We start from the raw sequence: 16957 nt of genomic DNA, 5'->3' as shown, positions 1-16957 counted from the left end.
TAGGATTACTGTTTTTCATTTTTCATCTCCTGTTCTCGCTTCTTTAACAATCGTTTGAGCACATCGCTCTCGCCTGCATCCGTTGAGCTGCTGCCTTCCGAGGCGCCCGCTCCTCCGGATGAGGCGCTGGCCTCCGAGGAACCCTGCTCCGCTGCTGCCGTCACTTCCCAAGGCCCGTCGTCCTGACGCCGCAATTTCCCTCCCACGGGCAAACTAAGGGTCTTCCCGTCCTGCACCAAACTCACTTGGCTAAAAGAGATCTGCTGAACCTGAAAGCCCGCAATACTGTCATTCGGCTTCAGCGCCTTCTTGAATTCCGAGGAGGATCCATCAAAGAAGGCCATGTCCCCCTTTTCGTAGCTCATGGTCCCCACCAGAGCGATGCTCTCCACCTTGGTGGGTTTTCGGGGCTCCGACGCCGCCTTGGCGCTCGAAGCACGCGAAGATCGAGTGGGGTTAAAAATGTTCCGTTCCGAGATGAGGCGGAACGAGGCGTGATCCAGGCGAACCGGACCCGACGTGCGCTCCTGGGAGCGAGCTGGAGTGTTGGTGAGAGTCAGCGACTCAGAGGCCGAGTTGGTCGATTCGATCCTCGCCGAAGCCGTGCCTTCTGCGGCGGCCATGCTCAAGCCGCTGAACAACAGCTGAAACGCAACGGCCGCTCCACAGGCTCGGCGTGCTGGGAAAGGGAGGTAAAAACGGCGTTTCATGGTTCCTGAGTCTGGAGACGGAGTGCACTCACTTGCAACCCCAAGGTCAATTGCTTGCCGGTGTTGTCCCGCGGGGAAATCTCGAAGGAATCAACTTTCAGGGCCAGCGAGGCCTGCTCGACTTCGTAGAGAAATCGAACAATCTTGCCCAGATCGCCAAACGCATCTACCCGGCACTCCAGTGTCATGTAGTCATCGGCGTTGCGACGCCACTGGGGTTTGATGGAAAGGATGTTGAGGTCACTGTCCTTGGACCAGCGATCGAAAGACTTGAGAACCCGGCTTTCAGCGATCGACAGCTCCTCGGAGACGGTGTTCGTTTCCATCCCACTCCAGCGCTTCCGGATAATGGACTCGCGCTCGAGCAAGGCTGAACCCTGGGTAACTTTCTTGCGCAAGTCTAGGATGCGGGCGGAGCGTTCCTTCCAGGCCTTGGTAAGCGGGGTGACCACCAGTCGGTCGCCGAGCCACACCACCGCGATCGCCACGGCGGCGACCATCAACATTTTCTGACGCTGGGCCGGATTCATGGCTGATTCTTTTCTCCCCATTGAAAGTTAAAGGAGAACTGCACGGGGGATGCCCCTTTCTCCTGGTCGACCTTGATCTCCGAAACCTGCGGTGCGGATCTGAGGTGATCCAAAGTCTTGTACAGCGCCTGGCGCGAGTCCGCCGTGCCGGTGCAGGTCACCAGGGAGGAATCGCGGATCTCCAAGGTCTTGGCGGTCACCGTGTTCTCTTCAGGAAACGCTTCGGTCAGGCGCTTCAAGATGCTCAGACTCCGAACCGACTCATCAAACCAGGGACGAAATCGTTTGATGTCCTGCTGAATCTCCTCGAGGTCGCGAACCTTCCGGCTCATCGCATTCCACTGGGTTCCCAGCTCCCGCAGCTCCAGCTGCTGAACCGTAAACAAGCCCAGCACCACCAAGGCGCCAACGACGACGGCACCAGCCGCATAGACGAGCTTCTTGGCGGAGTATTTGGCCGTCAGACGCGTCCAAGCGCTCACCTTCGGGGGCAGAAAGTCTGGGGCAATGACCAAACCGCTCAAAAACTTCGCCGCCAGCACCGTAGCCGATTGGGCCGGAGTCTGGGGAGGGAGCTTAACCCCGCCATCCGGCGCGATCGCAGCGACCCGCTCAACGTCCAAGCCCAGGGCAGAGGCCCGGGTCTTTAGCTCGCCATAGGCGGTATCCAATGCGGGAGAAGCACCATAGACTCTTAGCTTTCGAATCGACGCCCGGATCTCCGGTTGCATCTGGCCCAGGGTGATGCGCAACTCGCGGTAGAGAGCTGGAACAATGAAGTGCTGACGACCATCCACATCCTCCAAAACCTGATCCAGAGTCCTGAGAGCCATCAGGCCATGCCGGGTGTTGACCTGAAGCCCAACGGTGACATGCCCCACCTCCAACGAAACCGTCCCCTCGGTGGAGTGGGACGAACCCTGCTCCAAAATCGGCAACCCGAGGGAGAAAGCCAAGGGCACCAGGCGCGCGCCCCGGAGAACCGCTTCCAGCTTGAGCAGCGGATCATTGGGAATCATCACCTGAGTGGCGTAAGACTCACCCGGACCCAGGGAATACCGGGTCGACACAATCGACATGGCTTCCGGACTGACCGAGAAACCCCGTTCCGCCTCGATCTGGAGGAACTCGACCAGGTCGGCCTCCGGAAGCTCGGGGAGCCGGGTCTGCAAGGCCATCGCCCAGCTCAAGGGAAGGCACACGACACAGTTCCGCTCCCGGACCTCCGCCTTATCCAAATGCCCTCGAATTTCCTGCGCCGCCAGCTCGGGCTCCGCGCTCAGGGGACTCAAGTTGAGGTCGACCGCAAAGCGGTTCACGACTTCGGCGCTGCCGTTGGTCCGACGCAGAACCACGCCCTCCAGTCGGCCTCCGTCAAATGTCAGTCCCAACACACTGTTGGGACGTTTCTTTTTCAATGCCATGCTCATCGTATACCCTTCGCCGAAAGCAAATTCTGCCGCGCCTGCCGACCCAGCGCCCATCCTAGTCCACTCAGGTCCTGCCGCGAGACAATCCGGTTGGTGCCTTCCGCGACATCAAAAACAAACCGAGCCCTCCGGTAGCCGCGCTGATTCTGCCCCACTGCGGCGATGTCGGCAGTGTATTGAAACGACTGCCCGGTGAGGAAAGGACCGGCCGCCTGCGCGTCCGCCGGCGTGGAGAGCACCTTGGTGACCCACGCGAGCGAGTTGCGGTTATTGGCACTCGATTGGCGCTCGGCTATCAAAGTCGCCGCCTTTTCCTTTCCAATCCCTGGCACGCAAGTCAAAACAACTTCGCTGGCCGTGTTGACGTTGATTAACCCCTCCACGACCCCATTGGTGGAGGAGAGCTCGGGAGCCAGGGTCGTCAATTGGTCTTCCGTAAGGCCGCTGCGAGAATAGAACTCCAACAGGTTGCTGACCGGCGGGCCACCTCCGCTCAGGCGCGCGACCACTTGCTGCGCCTGCTGCCGGCTCAGGCTGAGCTTTTCCTCCAACACAGTGAGGAGAGCGTTCGCATCGGTAATGCTGGTCTTGGCCGTCCCGTCTGCCTTGAGATTCGATTCACGGCTATACACCGTGACATATTCCAGGATGCCGGGATCCAGTTTCCCGTCCCGATTGTCGATCGGCAACGACACGTCGCCATCGTTCTCGTTGGGGTCCAATATCCCGTTTCGATTCGTATCCTCCCCCAGCAAGATCTCCAGGTCGGCGCCGGCGACGAGCCTAAGCTCCTCGATCGATTCGAATTTGGCGTTCTTGCATTTGTAAGCGGGGGTGAGCCGTGAGTAGGTCTCGTCCTCAGCGCCTCCGCTGCTGACCTCGGAGTCGGCGTCGCGCCAATCGAGAATCGCCGCCGCGAGCCCCGAAGTCATCCGCGGCAGCGCGAGAAGCATGTCGAGCGTGGCGGTGTTGAGGTTGATCTTCCCGTTCTCGTCCGTGAGGCTGAAGTAAGGGTCGCTCGCCGAGAGCTGCGTATCGTCCCGTCCGATCAACCAGAAGTTGGCGGCCCCGATGGCCACCCCTTCACGCCGATAACTCTGAATCTCCGGCAACGCACCCGGGGTCTCCAAATTCGACACCAAATAAGCCACATACCGCGAGGCACCATCGATCGCCTGATCCGCCGCCAGGCCGGCCACCCGATTCTCCGCCGCCCGTAGTTCCAGGGACATCGAATGGGCAAAATAAAGGGCGATGCTGACCAATCCAAAGGCAACCCAAAGCACAATGATCAGGGCACTGCCGCCAGCCGGGCCGTACTGCTGAATCTTGTGTTGTGGTTGGGTTCTCATCGATCGAATGAATTTGGTTCCGGGGGTCAGTTGTCAGTTGTCAGTTGTCAGTTGTCAGTTGCCAGTTGTCACTCGTCACTCGTCACTCGTCACTCGTCACTCATCACTTTTCCGTTGTCGCTAGATTTGATTGGTGGAGACGTTCACCATCACCGGAACCACCAGCTGCAGGGTGGGGCCGGTGCGCTGGGAAATGGCGCCTGGAACCCCCTCCTCTTCTTCCGGGGCCGTGCTGAGGATGAGTCGGATAGCTTTGGGCAGCACTGTGGTCTCGGTGGTTGAATCCCAACTCGTCCGCCACTGAGTGCCGTCGTAGAAGCCAAACTCGAGGGCCGTGACATCATTCATCAACCCCTGCTCCTCCACAACTTCCTGTGCGGTCGGGAGCAGGTTCCGGGTCACCAGTCGTACCAAATCCTTGCCCAGCCCACGGCTCAGCCGGTTGGTCGGATCGCGCAGGGCATAGCTAATGCGCTGGATCTCGCCCCAGGGCGCCAACTCATCGAGGGCGGCCGTGTTGCTGAAAAATTCCAGGCTCGTCTCCTGCCCCAGTCCACCCGTGGCAGCCCCCGTCTTGAGACTGCCGGAGAGGAGGCCGCTCGGCGCCACAATGCCCATCAGGTCCCGCCGAATAATGGTCATGGTCTGAGCTACCGGAACGCTGCGTTCCAACATCGCGGTGGTCTTGTTGCGCAGGCGCATCGCGCCGAAAAACACGCCATTGATGGCCGTCAGCACTACCGCAAAGATCACGATCGCCAGCATCAGCTCAATCAGCGTAAAGCCGTTGAGGGTGCGCCGGGTGCGAATCGAGGATGTCATTGCGGGGTTCATTGCTGCGCCGAATCCACCAGGGTGCTGAGACGAACGTCATACTCCTGCCCCTGCACCGAATAAGTCACAAGCACGGTAAGCTGCTTGAGGGTATCCTGTACCCAAGCCTCCGTCAGTAATCGCCACCGGTAGCTCAGGCGGCCTTCCTGGACTTCTCCGCTCGAAGAAGCCTGCTGCCACTGTTTCGTGACCAGCATCTCGTTCAAAACCCGATCCGCCACCCGGCCGGCGGCGGCCTTGCGGTCCGCGACCTGGCCCGCTTGGTTCGCCACCCGCAACCCCTCGACGGCCACGGGAATAACGATCGCCATAAAGGCCAAGGCAGCCAACGCCTCGGCCAGCGTGAAAGCGGATCGGCTCCGCTTAGCGACGCAAGTAGACCAGGTTGTTGGTGCGAATTTCATAGTTCAGCCGATTCAAGCTCTGGGCAATATAGACCGTAGCCCCCGAGTTCCTCAGTGTTTCGCCGGCGCGAGGGGCTTCTCGCAAGGTGATCAAATCCGGACTCGATCCGGCGATGGACCCGTCCGCCGCGAACCGGATGCGCAGCCCGCTGCGTCCGCCCCCCAAGTTCATTCCGAGCAAACTTGATTTCCCCAATCCCGAGCCTCCCTGTCCTGCGCCTCCACCCAAGCTGCCTGAGGAGGTGGAAAGCAGTTGGGCTTCGATCTCCAAGGTGTCGCTCAGGGCAAACTCTTTGGACTGCTCATCCACCCCGGTATACGAGAACTCGCTCTCGACGCCAAAGCGACGCTGCTGGGCATCGATCCATAGGATCATGGGAATCCCCTCCGACACCGCCCGCGCCTGAGCAAAACGGGTCAGGGCCAGAAATCGCCGCGCCTCCGAATCCAGGGTGCGACCGCGGAAAAACCCCGAGAGAGACGGTCCGATGAGCGACAGAACGATCAACATCATCGACATGACCAGAATCAGCTCGATGAGAGTGAAACCCGACCCCAGCCGAGTACGCCGCCGCCATGAATTCACTCGACCACCACCCCATCGGGCGGACTCGCGCATGACTTCAAGGTGCTGAACGTCGGGGAGCATGGTTCGGTTACTTTCCTGAGCCCCCACCCAACTGCCAGTTGGTCACATCATCATCGCCGCCCACCCGTCCATCGGGTCCCATGGACAGCAGGTCGTACGACTTCGCATTTCGCTTCCCCGGATATTCATACACATAGGGATTCTGCCAGGGATCCAATGGGATCTCGTTCTTGAGATAGGGCCCCTTCCAGTTCTGACCATCGCGTGGAGGCTGCACCAGATCGTTCAACCCATCCTTGCCCTTCGGGTAATAGCCCATGTCGACTTCGAAGGCGTCCAGGGCGGTGCCGAAAGTGGAGATCTGCGTCTGGGCTGCCGTAACCCGAGCTTGCTCGGTCCGGCCCGAGAACTTAGGAACCACGATGGCGGCCAAGATGCCGAGGATCACCAGCACGAGCAGAAGCTCGATCAGAGTAAAGCCGCTTCGACGGCGACGGAGAAACAGGTGGAGGGTGGTTGTTTGAGTTTTCATATAAATGCAAAAGTCAGCTTACTTGATATGATCCTGGAGCGAGAAGATGGGGATAACCATGCCGATAAAGATGGTTCCGATAAAACCTGCAATCAGGAACAACATCAGGGGCTCAGCCATCGCCACAGCCGTCTTGAGCTGGCGATCCAGATCTCCCTCGGTCACGTTGGCAATGCGGACCAACTCCTGATCCAGCCGTCCACTTTCCTCCGCCACCGAAATCATTTCCAGGACCGAGCCCGAGAACAAGGTCCGGCACTCGCCCAAGCTCGGTCCCAACGCTTTGCCTTCCTTGACACGCTCGATGGAGTTCGATACCGCGTCCACCAGGATCTGATTCCCGATGGAACGCCGGGCCACATTCAATCCATTGATCAACGGAACTCCGGCACCGAGAAGTGTGCCCAGCATGCGACAGAAACGCGACATCGCGAACTGCGCCACCAGCGGACCAATCACGGGAGCGCGCAACATCAAACCTTCCCACACTCGGCGACCGGCGACCGAGGTCAGCCAGGTTCGAAGGGAGAACAGGGCGAAAACGATTCCGAAAAGCAGGAAGAGCCCGTAGCTGCGGAGCATCTCACTGACCCACACGATCATCTGGGTGAGCAACGGAAGCGATGCACCGAAACCGGCAAAGATTGTCTGAAAGCGGGGAATGAAAAAGACGAGCAGAAACACCAGCACCCCAATCGCGAGCACCATCAGGATGATGGGGTAGAGCAACGCGGTGGTGACTTTGGAGCGCATCTCCTTCTCCCGAGCCTGGAAGTCGGCGATCTGCGCGAGCACCACATCGAGAAAGCCGCCGGTCTCACCAGCCTCCACCATGGCCACATAGACCCGGGGAAAGGTCTCCGGGGACCGGGACATGGCGTCAGCCAAGGTGAGGCCGTCGATCACCAGATCATGCACTTTCTTCCATTGCGCGCCCGCCACGGGCGTGGCGGCTTCCCGACACAAAATCACCAGGGCCCGACTCAACGGGACCCCGGCCGAAAGCAAACTGGACAGCAGTCGGGTAAAGTTCTCGAGAATCCTCGGGGTGATCCGCCCACCGCCGAAGGAAAGCTTGGAAACCTCCGGCGAGGAGCCCGGCTTGGCGTCCTTGGCTGCAGGTGCGGAAACAGCCTCCTTGCCCGGCCCCTTGCCTCCCGCTCGTTCGCTCAGGCTGATCGGCCGCAAACCCTTTCCTTCCATCTGACGGAACGCATCGGATCGCCCCCCGGCCTCGATTTGGCCTTCGGCGATGCGCCCGTCCGATTGTATCGCCCGATATTGAAAGGTAGCCATGACGGGTTAGCTCGACTTAGATCCAGCCTTCTCCACCAGCAACTCGGCGGCGGGCAGATCCTCTCCGTCGCTGAGCGACTGATCCTTCGTCACCCGCATCACTTCCTCAGGGGTCGTGATTCCCTCCCTCACCAGCCGCCAGCCATCGTCCGACAGCGAGCGAAGACCGCGACGGCACGCGGCCTCGCGAATCTCGCCGCTGGAGGCGTTCTTGAGAATCAACCGACGCACCTCCTGGGAGGCATCCATCCATTCAAAAATGCCGCGCCGACCATGGTAGCCCGTGTTGCGGCATTCCCGGCACCCCACGGCACGATAGATCGTGGCGTTGCGCAACGTTTCCACCTGGAGCTGCAAGGCCTGCGCCGTAGAGGATGTGTCCACCTGCTTGCAATGCGGACAGAGAACACGCACCAGGCGCTGGGCCAGCACCGCCTCCAAAGAGGAGGCGACCAAATAAGGCTCCACCCCCATATCCACCAAACGGGTCAAGGCGCCGGGAGCGTCGTTTGTGTGCAGGGTGGAGAAGACCAGATGCCCGGTGAGCGAGGCTTGCACGGCGATCTGCGCCGTCTCCTGATCGCGAATTTCACCGATCAACACCACATCCGGATCGTGACGAAGGATGGAGCGAAGACCTCGGGCGAACGTAAGACCCGCCTTCTCCGAAACCTGAATCTGATTGATCCCCTTGAGCTGATACTCGACGGGATCCTCGATGGTGATGATCTTTCGGACCGCATCGTTGATCTCGTTGAGCGCGGTGTACAGCGTGGACGTCTTGCCGCTTCCCGTGGGACCGGTGACCAGGATAATTCCGTGAGGCAGCCCGAGCACTCGGCGGAACGACTTGAGCTCGCGGGCATCCATGCCCAGCTGCTCCATCCCCCGCAGGGTGGACGTTTGACGCAGCAGACGCATGACCACCGCCTCACCATGCAGCATGGGAATAATCGACACCCGAATATCCACCTCCGCCTGATCTAGACGAATTTTGATCCGCCCATCCTGAGGCAGGCGCTTCTCGGCGATGTTCAGGTGGCTGAGAATCTTAACCCGCGAGACGATCGCCGGCTGAAACCGCTTGATCTGAGCCGGCACCGGGACTTCTTGAAGGACGCCGTCGATGCGATACCGAATGCGCATCTCGTCTTCAAACGGCTCGAGGTGAATGTCGGAAGCGCGGAGATCGATGGCGTCGCGAAGCACCTGATTCACGAAGCGGATGATCGACGCGTCTTCGGCGGCATTGTCGAGGTTGGTGTCCTCCTCATTCTCGTCGTTCACCACCTGGAACGAGGCCTCCTCCCCCAAGGTGTCGATGGTGTCCGCCCCGACGCCGAGACGCTTCTTCATCTCCCGCTGGATCACCTCGGTAGGAGCCAACACCACTTTCAGCTTGAGGCCGCTGGTGGTCTTGAGCGCGTCCAACCCTTGCGTGGAGAACAGCCGGCTCGTCGCAATCTCGACCTCATCATTCACCCGACGCAACGGAAGCAACTCATCCTTGAGCAAGAGTCGCGCGGGAAACAGGGATAGGACCTGTTTGTCCGGCTCCACGTCATCCAAGATCGTAAACCGCACGTCGTATTCCCGAGCCAACCACTTCAGCACCTCTTCCTCCGACGGCACGCCGTCGGGATTCTGCTGACGCCAATCAGCCGCAAACGCCTCGCGATCCGAGGCCGAAAGCTGCCGAGCGGCAACATACCGATCGAGAGCCTCGGCCAACGCCGCCGGGTGAGGTGTCAATGCGTTCATGAAAGGCGCAAGCTAGGGAATCAGCCGTTCGGCGCAGCCTACTTAAGCAGTCCACCCAGCAGGGCAGCAGCCTCTTGACGGGCGCTGAGCAGTGCGCGCAGCTCCTCTTGAGCCTTCTCCAACTTGGCTTCCTTCGCTTTGCGAACCTCGCGCACCTTCGCCATCTTCGCCTTCAAGTCCTCGGCCGAGGCCTTGGACTCGATGGCCTGTTGCAAGGCTTCGATTTCGGGTCCAGTCTCACCAAACCCACGGGGACCGCCACCGCCACGAGGGCGTCCGCCCTGATCATCGCCAGCCGGCGCAGGCCGGGCCGCATCGCCACCGCCATCCGCCCCACCGCCACGTCGGCCGCCTCGACCTCCCGCAAAGCCCATGCCCATGCCCATGCCGCCGGTCCCCACGTCACGACGAGCATCGAGCACTTTCTCCACGCGGGTGGAGATCAGCTTCCACTCCTCATCATCCTTCACTTCCAACTGCTCGCGATACCGTTCCATCATGCGCTGCTTGAATTGCTCGGGATCGAAATTGCCACGGCCGCCCTGCGGACGATCTTGCGCTTGAACGGACAATGAATTTCCACCGAGGCAGAGCACTGCGGCAAGAACCCCGAGGAACATCCTGGATTGAAGCATTTTCATAAGGTATCGAGAGTAAGAATCTTTAGTTTCGGTTACGCACCTTTGAGGGACTTAGGGTCCTCGGGCAAAGATGCAACACACCACCACATGCAGCTAGCATGCCAGGAACGCAAGGATCGTCCTTCCGCCCCCCACCACACGTCCGTCGTCGTCCAAAAACCGAGGCGGATCGGCAGTTCCCCCGCCAAAACCAAACTTAATTCCGCCACACCACTGACACGGTTTCGACATCCCCCACGAACTTCGAACACTCATAGCCAAGCCCCCGGGCCTGAGCAACGCGCATCTTTTGCGCGAGATGGAGGACTCTTTGCGCAGGTTTTGCACATAACTCACCGGAGTCGCGGGCGCCTGGTTGACGATGAGGGTCCACCGTTCAGGAAACCATGCCCCAGCGGAAAACGGGGAATAAATTAAGAATTCTTAATCATTTGAACGATTTTCACCTGCGAGTGGGCGGGAGCGCGCCTGCCTATCCCCAACAATTCCTGACGCGGCTGGCCCCCTGGAACGGAGCCTGCTGCCAGATCAATATACCCGTGTCACTGAGCGCTCAGGCCGACAGACATTTCTCTGGACCGTGGGACACTTCTGATGTCCCGCTCGGTAAGGCGGTAACGGTGACCTGGACTCACAACAACCGACCCCTCCATCTCATTTGCCATGAAAACACCAGCAATTCTGAGTTTCTCTTGTCTGCTCGCCGCGTCGCTATTTGCCGCCGACTCCGGTCCCAAGGATGAAGTAAAAGGCGCTGCTAAAAAGTTGGCCGACAAAGCCAGCTACAGCTGGAAGTCCACCACCGAGAGCGCCAATGCCAATGCGGGCGGGCGGGGTCGTCCCGGTCCGGTGGAGGGCAAGATCGAGAAGGACGGGTTTGCGCTACTCGCGATCACCCGCGGGGAGAACACCACGGAGGCGGTGGTGAAAGCCGGGAAAGGTGCCATCAAGACAGCGGACGGCTGGAAGTCCCTCGCGGAAGCAACGGAGGGCGATGGCGGTGGTGGTGGCCAACGAAATCCCGCACGGGCTACCGCCCGGATGCTGCAGACGTTCCGCTCGCCGGCCGTCGAGGCGGAAGACTTGGCCGGCAAGGCCAAGGAACTGAAGAAGGCGGACGACGTCTACTCCGGGGACTTGACTGAAGAAGGGGTCAAAGAGCTGCTCACCCGCGGTTTCCGGCGTCCCGGCGGCGAAGCGCCGTCGCCCGCCGATCCCAAGGGCTCGGTCAAGTTCTGGGTGAAGGATGGCGTCGTCAGCAAGTATGAATACAAGGTTCAGGGTACGATGAGCTTCAACGGCAACGACATGACGATTGATCGCACGACTACGGTGGAGATTAAAGACATTGGCAGCACCAAGGTAGAGGTGTCCGAAGAAGCCAAGAAGAAGGCGTCCTAAAACTGTTTGCCCCCCGGCCCGGATTGCGCGGATCCCCTCCCGCAATCCGGGCATCTTGAGCTTGCAGTCCGGCCATCGGCGGGTATCACTAACGCTCAGTCGAATAAACCCCATACACTTCCTCATGAATTCGAATTTCTTGCCGCCGACCAAACCCATCCTGTCTGTCCCACAACCTCGTCGGCGGTTCCTCTTGCACCTCGGTTTGGCCGCCAGTCTCCTGGCTGTGCCAGGGGCTTTCGCTCGCGAGTTGGTGCGCACCCCGCCACAGACCGAAGGACCGTTCTATCCCGACAAGCTGCCGTTGGACACCGACAACGATCTGTTGATCATCAACGATGCCATCAACCCGAGCGTCGGCCAGGTAACATGGCTCAGCGGGCGGATTCTTGATCCGCGAGGACGTCCGGTTCGCAATGCCCTGGTCGAGATTTGGCAGGCCGACGGGAACGGGGTCTATCTCCACAGCAAGAGTGACAACGGGGGTAAACGAGATGGCAACTTTCAGGGATTTGGCCGATTCCTCACCGGTTCTACTGGCGAATACCTATTTCGCACGATCAAGCCTGTCCCCTACCCCGGGCGGACGCCTCACATCCACTTTGCGGTAAAGGTGAAAGGCCAGCCGAAGTTCGTCACTCAGTGTTACATCGCCGGAGATCCTAGCAACGATGGGGATGGGGTTCTGAAGGGCATTCAGGATCCGAAAGCGCGCAAGTCGGTACTCGTGCCATTCCAGCCCGTCAAAGGCTCGCGCATCGGCGAACTGTCGGCCCGGTTCGATATCGTCTCCGGATTCACCCCCGTTCAAGCGTGAACCCCAGCATGCCTCCCGGACCGGACCTTTCGCCGTCTGACCCCCTCGACGGCAGCACACCGGTGTCCACCCGAATCAGCAGGCTCGTTGGTACGAGGAGAGGCCTGGGTCTAGGACTGGTCCTATTGGTGACCCAGATGGCAATCACCTCCGCGTCCTGGGGGGCAACAGCCCGGCAACCTGTCACGCAACAGTATCATGGGGAATCGGTGCGGGACGATTACCAGTGGCTCGAGGCGGGGACGAATCCCGCCGTGCGCAAATGGACAGCGCAACAGAACCAGCGCTCCCGAACGCGACTCGATCGAATTGAGTCCCGCCAATGGGTCGGCGACCGACTGCAGGAACTCTTCGCCAAAGTCTCGGCCAACTATTTTTCGCTGAGCGCTGCCGGGACCAACATCTTCTACCTGGAGTTCCTACCACCGTCCCAGCAACCCCTGCTCAAACGGGTCCAGGGAACCAACGGCCCCAGCCAAGCCCAGATCGTTCTGGACCCGAACAAACTCAGCGCCGATGGGAGCGTCTCGATCGACTGGTATCAGCCTTCTCGTGATGGACGCTGGGTAGCGGTATCCCTTTCCTCTCAAGGAAGCGAGTTGGGGACCCTCCACTTCTACGAAACGGAAACCGGACGCGCCTTACCCGACCAACTGCCGCGCGTGAATGGCCCGACGGCCGGGGGCAGTGTGGCGTGGAACGCCGATTCAACGGGAGTTTTTTACACGCGCTATCCCGCACCGGGGGAGCGGCCTGCGGAGGATCTGGCGTTCTATCAGCAGGTTTTCTTTCATCGCTTGGGCACACCCACAGACGCTGATACCTACGAGGTGGGCAAGCAGTTTCCCCGCATCGCGGAAATCCAGCTGGATTCCAGCCCCGACCACCAGTGGCAGCTCGCGACGGTGGCGAATGGGGACGGCGGAGAATTTGCCCACTACCTTCGCAACCCCCAAGGCCAATGGACGCAGGTGACTCGCTTTAGCGACGGTGCGAGTCAGGCGGGCTTCGGCCGCGATCCCGTCTTTATCGAATGGCCGCGCGACAACGCTCTCTATTTTCTGTCCCACGCCGGCGCGCCCAAAGGTCAGTTGCTTCGACTTCCCCTTTCCCTGGCAGGACCGCGGTTGAGCCAAGCTCAAACCGTCGTTCCCGAGGGCAAACGAGCCCTGGTCGGCTTCAGCCCGACCGCCAATGGAATGTATCTGAACTATCTCGATGGAGGGCCGATGTCGCTCTACTTCCGCGAGTTCAGCGAGAAGACCAATCGCCTGATCTATCCGCGCTCCGGAGGCTCGGCTGAGCCGGTTTCCATCAGCCCTCCGCTCGTCCTCGCCGGTGATCTCGCCGTGTTTCGGGTGGAAAGCTATACCGAGCCGTTCAAATGGTATGCCTGCGACCCGGGACGAGATCGCACGCGCGTGACGGCCACGGAGTTCGCCGCCACCGCAGCAGCGGATTTTAGCGATATCGAAGTGCAGCGAGCCTTCGCCACTTCCAAGGACGGCACCCAGGTTCCGTTGAACATCCTGGCGAAGCGCGGCCTACCTCGGGATGGCAACAATCCAACCCTCCTCTATGGCTACGGAGGCTACGGCATCAGCCTCACCCCGCGATTCGATGTCGCTCGCCGCGCCTGGTTTGACCAGGGAGGAATCTATGTGGTGGCCAATCTCCGCGGCGGCGGCGAATACGGCGAATCCTGGCATCTCCAGGGAAATCTAACCCGCAAGCAAAACGTCTTCGACGACTTCGCGGCGTGTGCCGAGTTTTTGATCCGGTCGAACTACACGCGCGCCGGCAAGCTGGCGATCGAAGGGGGAAGCAACGGCGGACTCCTGATGGGTGCACTGTTGACCCAGCGTCCCGAGTTGTTCCAAGCGGTCGTAGCTCATGTGGGCATCTATGATTCACTCCGGGTGGAACTGGATCCAAACGGCGCCTTTAACATCACCGAGTTCGGAACCGTGACGGATCCGGCGCAGTATCGCGCCCTTCGGTCCTACTCCCCTTACCATCAGGTGAAGGATGGTGTCGACTATCCCGCCGTGCTCCTGCTCACCGGAGAGAACGACGGCCGGGTTAACCCCGCCCACTCCCGAAAAATGGCCGCCCGGCTCCAGGCGGCCACCAAAGGCTCCCGACCCGTTCTCCTGCGGACGAGCGGAACCACCGGGCATGGATCCGGCACCCCGTTCAGCGCCCGGGTCGCTCAGCTCTCAGATGTCTATGGCTTTCTGTTCGACCAATTGGGAGTCTTCTACTCCCGCATCGGCAGCGGTCCCTGGTCCGGAGCGGTCACCCCGCACTCGGCGACCATCAAGGCCAGGGTCTCCAGCGGAGGACTGCCGGTGCGACTGCGCCTCGCCGAGGAACCCGGTGGAAAACGAGCTCAGGTCTGGGGGCCCGTAACGAGCGATACGAACTCCGGCAACATCGTGAGCTTCGACCTCTCCGGACTGAAAGCGGACACCAGCTACTCCTACACCCTCGAAGTGGCGGGGCGACTCGAGCCTGCTAAGCGCGGAAAGCTTCGAACCTTCCCTTCTGGACCAGCCTCCTTCCGCATCGCGCTCGCGTCCTGTGCTCGCACCGGCAGCACCAGCGAAGTCTTCGACCGGATCCGGGAGGCCCAACCGCTGTTCTACATGAACATGGGCGACTTCCACTATCTGAACATCGCCACCAATCTTCGAAGTCGGTATCGCGAAGGCTACGATGCCGTGCTGGCGTCACCCCAACAATCGGCACTCTATCGCGAAGTCCCCTTGGTCTACATGTGGGATGACCACGACTTCGGGGGTAACGGGAGCGGACGATGGTCGAGCAGCCGCGAAGCGGCCCGTCTCACCTATCAAGAGTGCCTTCCGCACTACCCGCTCGCCGCCGGATCCGGAGATGTGCCCATCTATCAGTCCTTCGAAGTCGGACGGGTCAAATTCATCGTCACCGACCTGCGCTCGGAACGGGATTCCGTCACCAACAAGGACGACTCCAAGAAATCCATGATGGGCGCCGCCCAAAAGGAATGGTTCAAGAACGAGCTACTCTCCGCCAAAGGCAAGTTTCCGCTGATCTGCTGGGTCAGCTCGGTTCCTTGGCTTGGACAGAAGGGCTCCAACTACTATCGCAACATTAAGTCGAATCAGTTCGGCTACATCCATCATACGCAGTTGAACGCGGAGCGGGCTCGCAGTTCATCGACCAACTCCTCCAGCACCAACCGCACGGGGCGGCGACGCGATGCGGCTCCTCCTCTCGACGAAGATCATTGGAGCGTCTACGCGACCGAGCGACGCGAGATTTGCGACTTCATCCAGACCAACCAAATCTCGGGTGTCTGCATCCTGCACGGTGACTCCCACATGCTCGCCGCCGACGACGGACGCAACGCCAACTTTGCCACCACTGGGTCGCTCACCCTGCCCGTGATGGGCGCCGCCCCCTTGGACCAAGACGCATCCATCAAGGGCGGGCCGTATAGCGAGGGAGTTTACCGGGTGGAAAAGGGCGAAGGAGCCTTTGGGCTGATCAGCGTGAACGATCTGGGCGACTCCATCCAAGTTTCCTTCAGTGGACGCAACCTAAGAAACGAGGAGAAGCTGAAGCTCAAGTTCTCCGTCCCAGCCACACCGACAACGAAGACCTCGCGCGCTCCTTCCCGGAACCCATCCCCATGAAACGATTGCTTCTCAGCGTTTTGTTGCTCGTCAGCGGCCACAACGTCAATGCGGCGGATCCGGCAGCAGCGGATTCGACGGTCACCGGCACCTGGCGCTGGCAGTTTCGCATGCCGGACGGAACCGAAGTCCAGCCCAAGCTCAAGCTGAAGCAGGAGAACGGCCGGGTCACCGGGACCTCCAGTCATCGAGGCGGCCCCGACGTCGCGATCACCAATGGCGTGATGAACGGCAAGGTGCTGCGCTTTGATGTCATTCGCGAGCGAAACGGAATCCTGGCCACGACTCACTATGAGGCGACTCTGGAGGGTAACCACCTGAAAGGCACGGTAGAGTCGGATTGGAATTGGAACGGCACTCGGCAACAGTATCCCTTCGAGGCCCGACGAGCCGCTGGCATCGAAGGCCGATGGAAGTGGAAGGCCATGTTCCGTGAACGGGAGTTCGATGTGAGCGTCACCTTGAAGCTCGAAGACGATAAGCTGACCGGCACCATGCCAGGATTCGGCGGGGGAGGCGGAGGGCGCGGCCCGCGGGATACTCCGATCAAGGATGCAAGCTTCAAGGACGGCATTGTGAAGTTCACCGTTGAGCGCGGCCGTGGCGACTTTCGATCCGTTCAAAACTTCGAAGGAAAGCTCGAAGGAGATACGATCAAAGGGAAAATCGAATCGGAAGTGAACGGTGAGGACACCGAAACCGACTGGGAAGCCAAGCGAGCGGATTGAGTTCCAGGAGCGACCAGCGAGACCATTCGCCCTCTGGACGGCGCCGTGGCATGCCCTAAGCATTACCCACAAGTTCTTCGACCAAATGTTAGAATCCCAAAGGGATTCCGGCTCAAAGCCCAGGGTTGGCGCGACGCAGGAGCGCCTACCCTGGGTTAGTCGTGGTTTTCTCACAACCCCAACGCGGGTTGCGCTTGGGATCACCTGAAGCCCCACAGGGTTCGCAACCCACGATGGGGTTGTGGATTCTAT

At 60.2% G+C, this 16957-nt stretch carries 15 protein-coding genes; 4 read left to right on the top strand and 11 right to left on the bottom strand.

Annotated features, from left to right (window positions below; genetic code table 11):
• Nucleotides 1-5: 5 nt before the first annotated feature.
• The 11 genes from JNN07_17890 to JNN07_17840 all read right to left on the bottom strand — a co-directional run bounded on the left by JNN07_17890 (nt 6) and on the right by JNN07_17840 (nt 10079).
• Complete coding sequence (locus tag JNN07_17890; GenBank protein MBL9169616.1) at nt 6-710, bottom strand: hypothetical protein; 705 nt, start codon at nt 708-710, stop codon at nt 6-8.
• Nucleotides 707-1240, bottom strand: a complete 534-nt coding sequence (locus tag JNN07_17885) for a hypothetical protein (protein ID MBL9169615.1) — start codon at nt 1238-1240, stop codon at nt 707-709. The genes JNN07_17890 and JNN07_17885 overlap by 4 nt, the downstream gene beginning before the upstream one ends.
• Nucleotides 1237-2670, bottom strand: a complete 1434-nt coding sequence (locus JNN07_17880; GenBank protein MBL9169614.1) for a hypothetical protein — start codon at nt 2668-2670, stop codon at nt 1237-1239. The genes JNN07_17885 and JNN07_17880 overlap by 4 nt, the downstream gene beginning before the upstream one ends.
• Entirely contained in the window at nt 2667-4022 is a 1356-nt protein-coding gene (locus JNN07_17875) for a general secretion pathway protein GspK (protein MBL9169613.1), read from the bottom strand. The genes JNN07_17880 and JNN07_17875 overlap by 4 nt, the downstream gene beginning before the upstream one ends.
• A gap of 120 nt (nt 4023-4142) precedes the next feature.
• Entirely contained in the window at nt 4143-4844 is a 702-nt protein-coding gene (locus tag JNN07_17870; GenBank protein MBL9169612.1) for a prepilin-type N-terminal cleavage/methylation domain-containing protein, read from the bottom strand.
• Between the two features lie 8 nt (nt 4845-4852).
• On the bottom strand, nt 4853-5260 hold the full coding sequence (locus tag JNN07_17865) for a type II secretion system protein (protein ID MBL9169611.1): 408 nt from the start codon (nt 5258-5260) through the stop codon (nt 4853-4855).
• Complete coding sequence (locus JNN07_17860; GenBank protein MBL9169610.1) at nt 5220-5909, bottom strand: prepilin-type N-terminal cleavage/methylation domain-containing protein; 690 nt, start codon at nt 5907-5909, stop codon at nt 5220-5222. The genes JNN07_17865 and JNN07_17860 overlap by 41 nt, the downstream gene beginning before the upstream one ends.
• Nucleotides 5910-5916: 7 nt before the next feature.
• On the bottom strand, nt 5917-6381 hold the full coding sequence (gspG, locus tag JNN07_17855; GenBank protein MBL9169609.1) for a type II secretion system major pseudopilin GspG: 465 nt from the start codon (nt 6379-6381) through the stop codon (nt 5917-5919).
• Between the two features lie 18 nt (nt 6382-6399).
• On the bottom strand, nt 6400-7677 hold the full coding sequence (locus JNN07_17850; protein MBL9169608.1) for a type II secretion system F family protein: 1278 nt from the start codon (nt 7675-7677) through the stop codon (nt 6400-6402).
• A gap of 6 nt (nt 7678-7683) precedes the next feature.
• Nucleotides 7684-9438: a type II/IV secretion system protein gene (locus tag JNN07_17845; protein MBL9169607.1), complete on the bottom strand. Its 1755-nt coding sequence runs from the start codon at nt 9436-9438 to the stop codon at nt 7684-7686.
• Nucleotides 9439-9476: 38 nt separating this feature from the next.
• Nucleotides 9477-10079: a hypothetical protein gene (locus JNN07_17840; GenBank protein MBL9169606.1), complete on the bottom strand. Its 603-nt coding sequence runs from the start codon at nt 10077-10079 to the stop codon at nt 9477-9479.
• A gap of 663 nt (nt 10080-10742) precedes the next feature.
• On the opposite strand from JNN07_17840, the gene JNN07_17835 reads away from it, so the two are divergent.
• From JNN07_17835 to JNN07_17820, 4 genes are all read left to right on the top strand, one after another.
• Entirely contained in the window at nt 10743-11480 is a 738-nt protein-coding gene (locus tag JNN07_17835) for a hypothetical protein (protein MBL9169605.1), read from the top strand.
• 124 nt (nt 11481-11604) lie between these two features.
• Nucleotides 11605-12297 carry an intradiol ring-cleavage dioxygenase gene (locus JNN07_17830; protein ID MBL9169604.1) on the top strand — a complete coding sequence of 231 codons (693 nt, stop codon included), beginning with the start codon at nt 11605-11607 and terminating at the stop codon, nt 12295-12297.
• Between the two features lie 137 nt (nt 12298-12434).
• A complete protein-coding gene (locus JNN07_17825) occupies nt 12435-15977 on the top strand; it encodes a prolyl oligopeptidase family serine peptidase (protein MBL9169603.1) in 3543 nt (1180 codons plus the stop codon).
• Nucleotides 15974-16705, top strand: a complete 732-nt coding sequence (locus tag JNN07_17820) for a hypothetical protein (GenBank protein ID MBL9169602.1) — start codon at nt 15974-15976, stop codon at nt 16703-16705. Before JNN07_17825 ends, JNN07_17820 begins: the two co-directional genes overlap by 4 nt.
• The last annotated feature ends 252 nt before the right edge of the window (nt 16706-16957 follow it).

Source organism: Verrucomicrobiales bacterium (genome assembly GCA_016793885.1).
In the GTDB taxonomy this organism is placed as follows: domain Bacteria; phylum Verrucomicrobiota; class Verrucomicrobiia; order Limisphaerales; family UBA11320; genus UBA11320.
The sequence above is the reverse complement of the archived record's forward strand: the minus strand, read 5'-3'. Positions and strand labels throughout refer to the sequence as shown.